General features: G+C 30.8%; 7 protein-coding genes. 1 reads left to right on the top strand and 6 read right to left on the bottom strand.

Going from position 1 to position 5,220, the window contains the following annotated elements:
• On the top strand, positions 1-547 hold a 547-nt coding region (locus tag J6V67_RS01340), incomplete at its 5' end, for a M48 family metallopeptidase (protein ID WP_291857511.1).
• A 525-nt stretch (positions 548-1,072) separates the two neighbouring features.
• On the opposite strand, the gene J6V67_RS01345 is transcribed toward J6V67_RS01340, so the two are convergent.
• The 6 genes from J6V67_RS01345 to J6V67_RS01370 form a co-directional block, all read right to left on the bottom strand.
• Entirely contained in the window at positions 1,073-1,864 is a 792-nt protein-coding gene (locus J6V67_RS01345; RefSeq protein WP_291857513.1) for a phosphatidylserine decarboxylase, read from the bottom strand.
• A gap of 1 nt (position 1,865) precedes the next feature.
• The gene (locus tag J6V67_RS01350; RefSeq protein ID WP_291857516.1) at positions 1,866-2,969 is read right to left on the bottom strand and encodes a metallophosphoesterase; all 1,104 of its coding nucleotides are present in this window, start codon (positions 2,967-2,969) and stop codon (positions 1,866-1,868) included.
• A gap of 14 nt (positions 2,970-2,983) precedes the next feature.
• Positions 2,984-3,598: an ATP phosphoribosyltransferase gene (hisG, locus tag J6V67_RS01355; RefSeq protein ID WP_291857518.1), complete on the bottom strand. Its 615-nt coding sequence runs from the start codon at positions 3,596-3,598 to the stop codon at positions 2,984-2,986.
• A complete protein-coding gene (locus J6V67_RS01360; RefSeq protein WP_291857520.1) occupies positions 3,592-4,218 on the bottom strand; it encodes a type III pantothenate kinase in 627 nt (208 codons plus the stop codon). Before J6V67_RS01360 ends, hisG begins: the two co-directional genes overlap by 7 nt.
• A complete protein-coding gene (locus tag J6V67_RS01365) occupies positions 4,205-4,531 on the bottom strand; it encodes a hypothetical protein (protein ID WP_291857522.1) in 327 nt (108 codons plus the stop codon). Before J6V67_RS01365 ends, J6V67_RS01360 begins: the two co-directional genes overlap by 14 nt.
• The coding region (locus tag J6V67_RS01370; protein WP_291857524.1) for an L-seryl-tRNA selenium transferase at positions 4,531-5,220 on the bottom strand (690 nt) is incomplete at its 5' end. The genes J6V67_RS01365 and J6V67_RS01370, both read right to left, overlap by 1 nt.

Below are 5,220 nucleotides of genomic sequence, written 5' to 3' on the forward strand. Positions count from 1 at the left end.
ATTAATTGCCAAAGCGCCATATTTTAGAGAAGATAGCGCTAAATGGAATTGGGAAGTTAATGTTATTACTAGTGATACTATTAATGCTTGGTGTATGGCCGGTGGTAAAATAGCAGTATATACAGCAATTGTAGAAAAACTAAAATTAAATGATGATGAGATAGCATTTATCTTAGCTCACGAGATTGCCCATGCTTTAAGAGAGCATGTAAGAGAGCAACAAAGCCAAGAATTAGTAAAAAATGGACTCATTGGCGTAGCATCAATGTTTGGTGTAGATAATACGATATTAGGCGTAGCAAATGTGGCTGCTAATGTGGGTATTTCGCTACCATTTAGCCGTTCACATGAGAGTGAAAGTGATGAGATTGGGCTAGAATTATCATATATGGCCGGATACAATCCAGATGCTGCTGCTTCACTATGGAGAAAGATGCAAGAGCATTCAGGTGATGGCGGATTTGAGTTTTTAAGCACGCACCCAAGTCATGAGAGCAGGATTGAGAATCTTGAGACGTTAGCTGCGAAATTAAAAGCTGGGAAGTAGGGTAGTATTTTTAAATTTGATTTTAGCAAATTTACTTTGCTAAATTTTTACTATTGCAACTCTTATAATAATAAGGTGTTGCAATTTATTTTATTTTAGCGCTAAGCTACAAGATAAAATATCTTTAAATTTTAGTTATTTAAACTAGCTTACTTCTCATTTTTCTTATATTTGAAATATTAAATAATTTATAGTTATATTTTAGATTGAATTTAGCTTTATTATCAATAGTATCACTAATATACAAATAGTTTAGTGTTTGATTTGGTAGTATTTAAGAATGCTTTAGCAAAATTAAATTAATAGTCTTTATTTTGTATTTGTTATAAATTGCAAATTTTTAAAAATGTTTAAAAGCTGCTCAAATGTAGTAATTACTATTTAATAATTTATCTTTGATAAAAAGTGCTAGTTATTTTATATGAATAGTAATTACTAAAGTTATAATTGGCCTTTAGTCAAATTAAATAATCATTTAAAATATCAATTACTAAATAGATAATAATCGCTTAATTTGATATTGATTTATCCAAGCTTACCAATGCTTTGACCCTGTTTTAACGGTTCATCTGATTTTATAGTGTAGTTTATAGCACCATTTTGACTGATAATTACAATAGTAGAACCTAGCTCAAAATTGCCGATATGTTCACCACTTTTTAAGTATAAGTTATTATACTCATAAAATGCAGCACTTAAATTTGCATTAGTTGTAATTCGTGGCTCAAAGTCAAATTTCATCTTACCAACATTTAATGCCCCTACAAAAACCATCCATGCTAGTTTGCCATTTTGTAGGCGGATTTTTAATGTTACACGTTCGTTTTGAGCATAGAGATTATCATGTTTTAAAAGAGCGCTTTTTGCTACGCTAAATAATTTACCAGGCGTATACTCAAGACTTAAAATCTGTATATCGCACGGGGCGTGATAGTGATGGTAATCTCGTGGTGAAAGATAGATATTTAGGTAATCAAATTCATCATCTAGTTCACCCACTTTGAGTGATTTGCCTAACAATTCATCTATATTATACTCTCGTGATTTTATGCTATAAGCTCTTAGATTATCCCCTTTTGCACATTCTAGGCTTAATCCATCACTTGGAGAGACGATGCCAGGACCAATGATTCTTGGAGATTTTAGTTTTCTAGTAAAGAGTGCGTTTAGACTATCATAACTATGCGCTGGATTAAATTCGCTCATATCGATTTTAAAATGGTTAACATACCAATTATTTATAGTATTTTGTAGCCATTTTGGAAATTTGTAGTGAGCCACTAGCCCAAAGTAGTTTGAAAATTTATTATAATCCATATCACTCTCCTCTAAGTTTTAAATATACAATCTCACTATTTGTTAAAACTCTAAATGGCGGTCCCCAAAGCCCAGCACCACTGCTAACGTATAATTGCATATTATTATTGATATTATATAATCCATAGACATATTTTTGATTTAGCCATACTAGGAGCGAAAATGGAAAAATCTGCCCACCATGCGTATGTCCACAAATAACCAGATCTACATCACGTTCTAAATATTTGAGTGAACGAGGCTGATGAGTAAGCAAAATTGTAGGTAAATTTGGATTAATACCATTAAATACATTGACAAAATCAGGAACAAACTCACCCATTTTAAAGCCTGTAATATCATAAACACCAGCTAAATTTACTCCACCAATATTAAGATTTTCATTTTCTAAAACCTTAATTCCAAGCTCTTTAAATTTATCCAATAACCCACTAAGGCCATGGTAATATTCGTGATTTCCAACAACCATAAAAGTACCAAATTTACTCTGAACACCTTTGAGTGGTTCAAGAAAGTCTTTTAACTCATCGCTTTTTAAATCAACCAAATCGCCTACGATTAGTAAAGCATCTGGACGGAGTAAATTTATCCTATCAACAAGACTGGCCATAAAATCTTTTTGATAAAATTGTCCGATATGTACATCAGTAATTATGGCTAAATTTAGCGGAGTTTTAAGATTTTTAATCTTTATTTCTTTAGTAGTAATAATAGTGTTAAAATTAGCATTATAAGCACCTACTATAATATACATAAAAAAGCCAAAAATTACACAGATATCTATTATAAATTTGGCAATTTTTTGAGAATTTTTACTAAGTTTACTAATAAAAAGTAGCGCAATATGAAATGGTAAAATGGTACAAAAAAGCATAAAGCTCACGCCAATACAGATGATAGAAATTTGATAGATTAGCGATGGTAGCAAAGAGCTTTTAATAGATATAAAATAGGCTACTTCAAATAAAAATATTAACCCAAAAACTACCCGTAAACTCCATTTAAATTTGATTAATATCAAGTTTTGTTTAAGACGTTTATAAGTATATAAATTTATTCCTAAAAAAATCAGCGTAGATAGTGGAATAAAAATATATGGACTCATATTTTGCCTTAAATTTAGTTTTGGATTATACTATTTATCTGATGATAAAGTGATAAAATTTCATCACGTTTAGTTATAAAACTATTTTTATTAGCAATCAAATGAGCGCTACTAGTCATTATTTCTTCGGCTACTTTTAGGCCATTTTGTTTCATTGTAGTGCCAGTTTCAACAATATCCACAATAGCATCGCTAAGTCCAACAAGTGGAGCTAGCTCAATAGAACCATAAAGTTTAATAATCTTAACTGCAATCGCTTTTTGGTCAAAATAATTTTTGGTAATATTTGGCATTTTTGTAGCAATTTTTAGCTCTGGTTTGCTATAGTCTAGTTTTTGGTTTTCTTTAATACCAATGCAAACCTTGCATCGCCCAAGTCCAAGATCAAGCAATCTAAGCACATCGCATCTATGTTCTTCTAGTACATCAAGGCCAACTACGCCGATATCTGCAGCACCTTCTGTTATGTATGTCGGAATATCTTGATTGCGAACCATTAAGAATCTAAAATTGCCCTTTTGCATAATAAGCTTACGATCTTCAAATTCAAACTGATCTCCAAAAATCTGGCTAAAAATATCCAAAGTTTGTTGGGCAATTCTACCCTTTGGTAACGCCACGCTTAGCATAAAATCTCCTTATTTTCATTTATAGCTCTTTGCATACCACGAAAAATCAGCATTTTATCATATAATGATTGGTTAAAAAATCTAGATAAAAACTCCCCATCGCCACCAGTAAAATATATTGTTTTTTGGCTTGAAAAATCACTAATTAAACTTACAATCGGTTTGATTATTCCATAGCTGATAGCATCTTGTGTGCGTTGTGGTAGGCAATCTAGATCTATATTTGTATTTAGTGGTAAATTTAGTCGTGGCGAGATATTTTGCAAACTTTTAAGCGTTGTAGATATCCCAGGAATTATAAAACCACCAATATGACAACCATTTGCCATTAAATCAAGTGTTATAGCGCTTCCGGCATCTACGATTAGACCATTATTTATAGCGTAGCATGCAGCAGCCCTATCAATGCCTAAACCAATATATGTGCTATTTAACTTAATATATGATGAAATATCGATAAATAAATGGTTTAAAAGTTTTTGTTCGGCTTTATCATTTACATTAATGTAGTAAATTTTTTCTGTTGGCTCATAAGCCATAAATTCATCAATGGTTAAATTCCAAACTCTTCTACCATCAAAAAATGAGGCATTTGTATTTCCAATATCACATAAAATCATAAAATTTCCAATCTGAATTTGATTTTAGAACCTTTGAACAGATCGGCGAGCTGTAAAAAAGTCCAAATTTAACTATATTTGTATCAAATTTCCTCTTAACAAGTTCGCTAATTTGTCTTAGCTCTTCAAGTTCTTTATTTACAAATCTACTCTTTGAATCTCTAAAAAAGATAAGATTATAAAATCCGCTTTTATCTATGCCTAAAAATAGCTGATAATTACGCTTTTTACTAAACTCTTTAATATCAAGAGTGCGTAAATTTTTAAGTAAAATTTTACGCTGGTTAAAAATATTACAAATTCTATTATCCATTATTTTAATTTTAGTATCTCATTATCATAGTAGAAAGCGTCCGCACCTGTGAAGCTTTTTTTGCTAATTTCTGAGTCTAGCTCAATTACTTGAGTATTTTGCAAATTTAGATCTGTTATAAACATATATCCGGTTTTTTCAAAGATATATAGCTTATCATCTTGTGGAATTACACCTGCAAATATGGCAAATTTAAAGTTTTGACTGCCAATTTTATTTAGCTCTAAATCCAAAATTTCTACCACTCCATCTTTTAAGAAAATATAAATTCTACCAGAGTAAATTAAGACATCTTTTATTTGGCCATCATAATATTTAACACCATTAGGGTTAATTGCCATAAATTTTGTAGCGCTCGCTGCAAACATTTTATCGCCTAGCAAATCAAGAAATATAATATTATTAAAAAACGGCTCACTACTAACAACTGCATCACGTAAAATTCTTCCATTAGCTCTATCAACAATCATAATCTTACCATCAAGTGTTGGATATACTATAATTGAGTTTAGAAATATTGGATTTGCCATCTTTGCATCGATTGCATAGGCTATACCAATATTATACTCTAAAAGAATTGTATCGCTAATCATATCAATAAGGTATATAGTATTATCAGCACTTAGAGCAGCTAGATGATTATCATTTATAGAGGCTGAGACTATGCGAGTGTTAAATTTATTTGTATA

It is taken from the genome of Campylobacter sp. (genome assembly GCF_017646085.1).
Classification (GTDB): Bacteria; Campylobacterota; Campylobacteria; order Campylobacterales; family Campylobacteraceae; genus Campylobacter.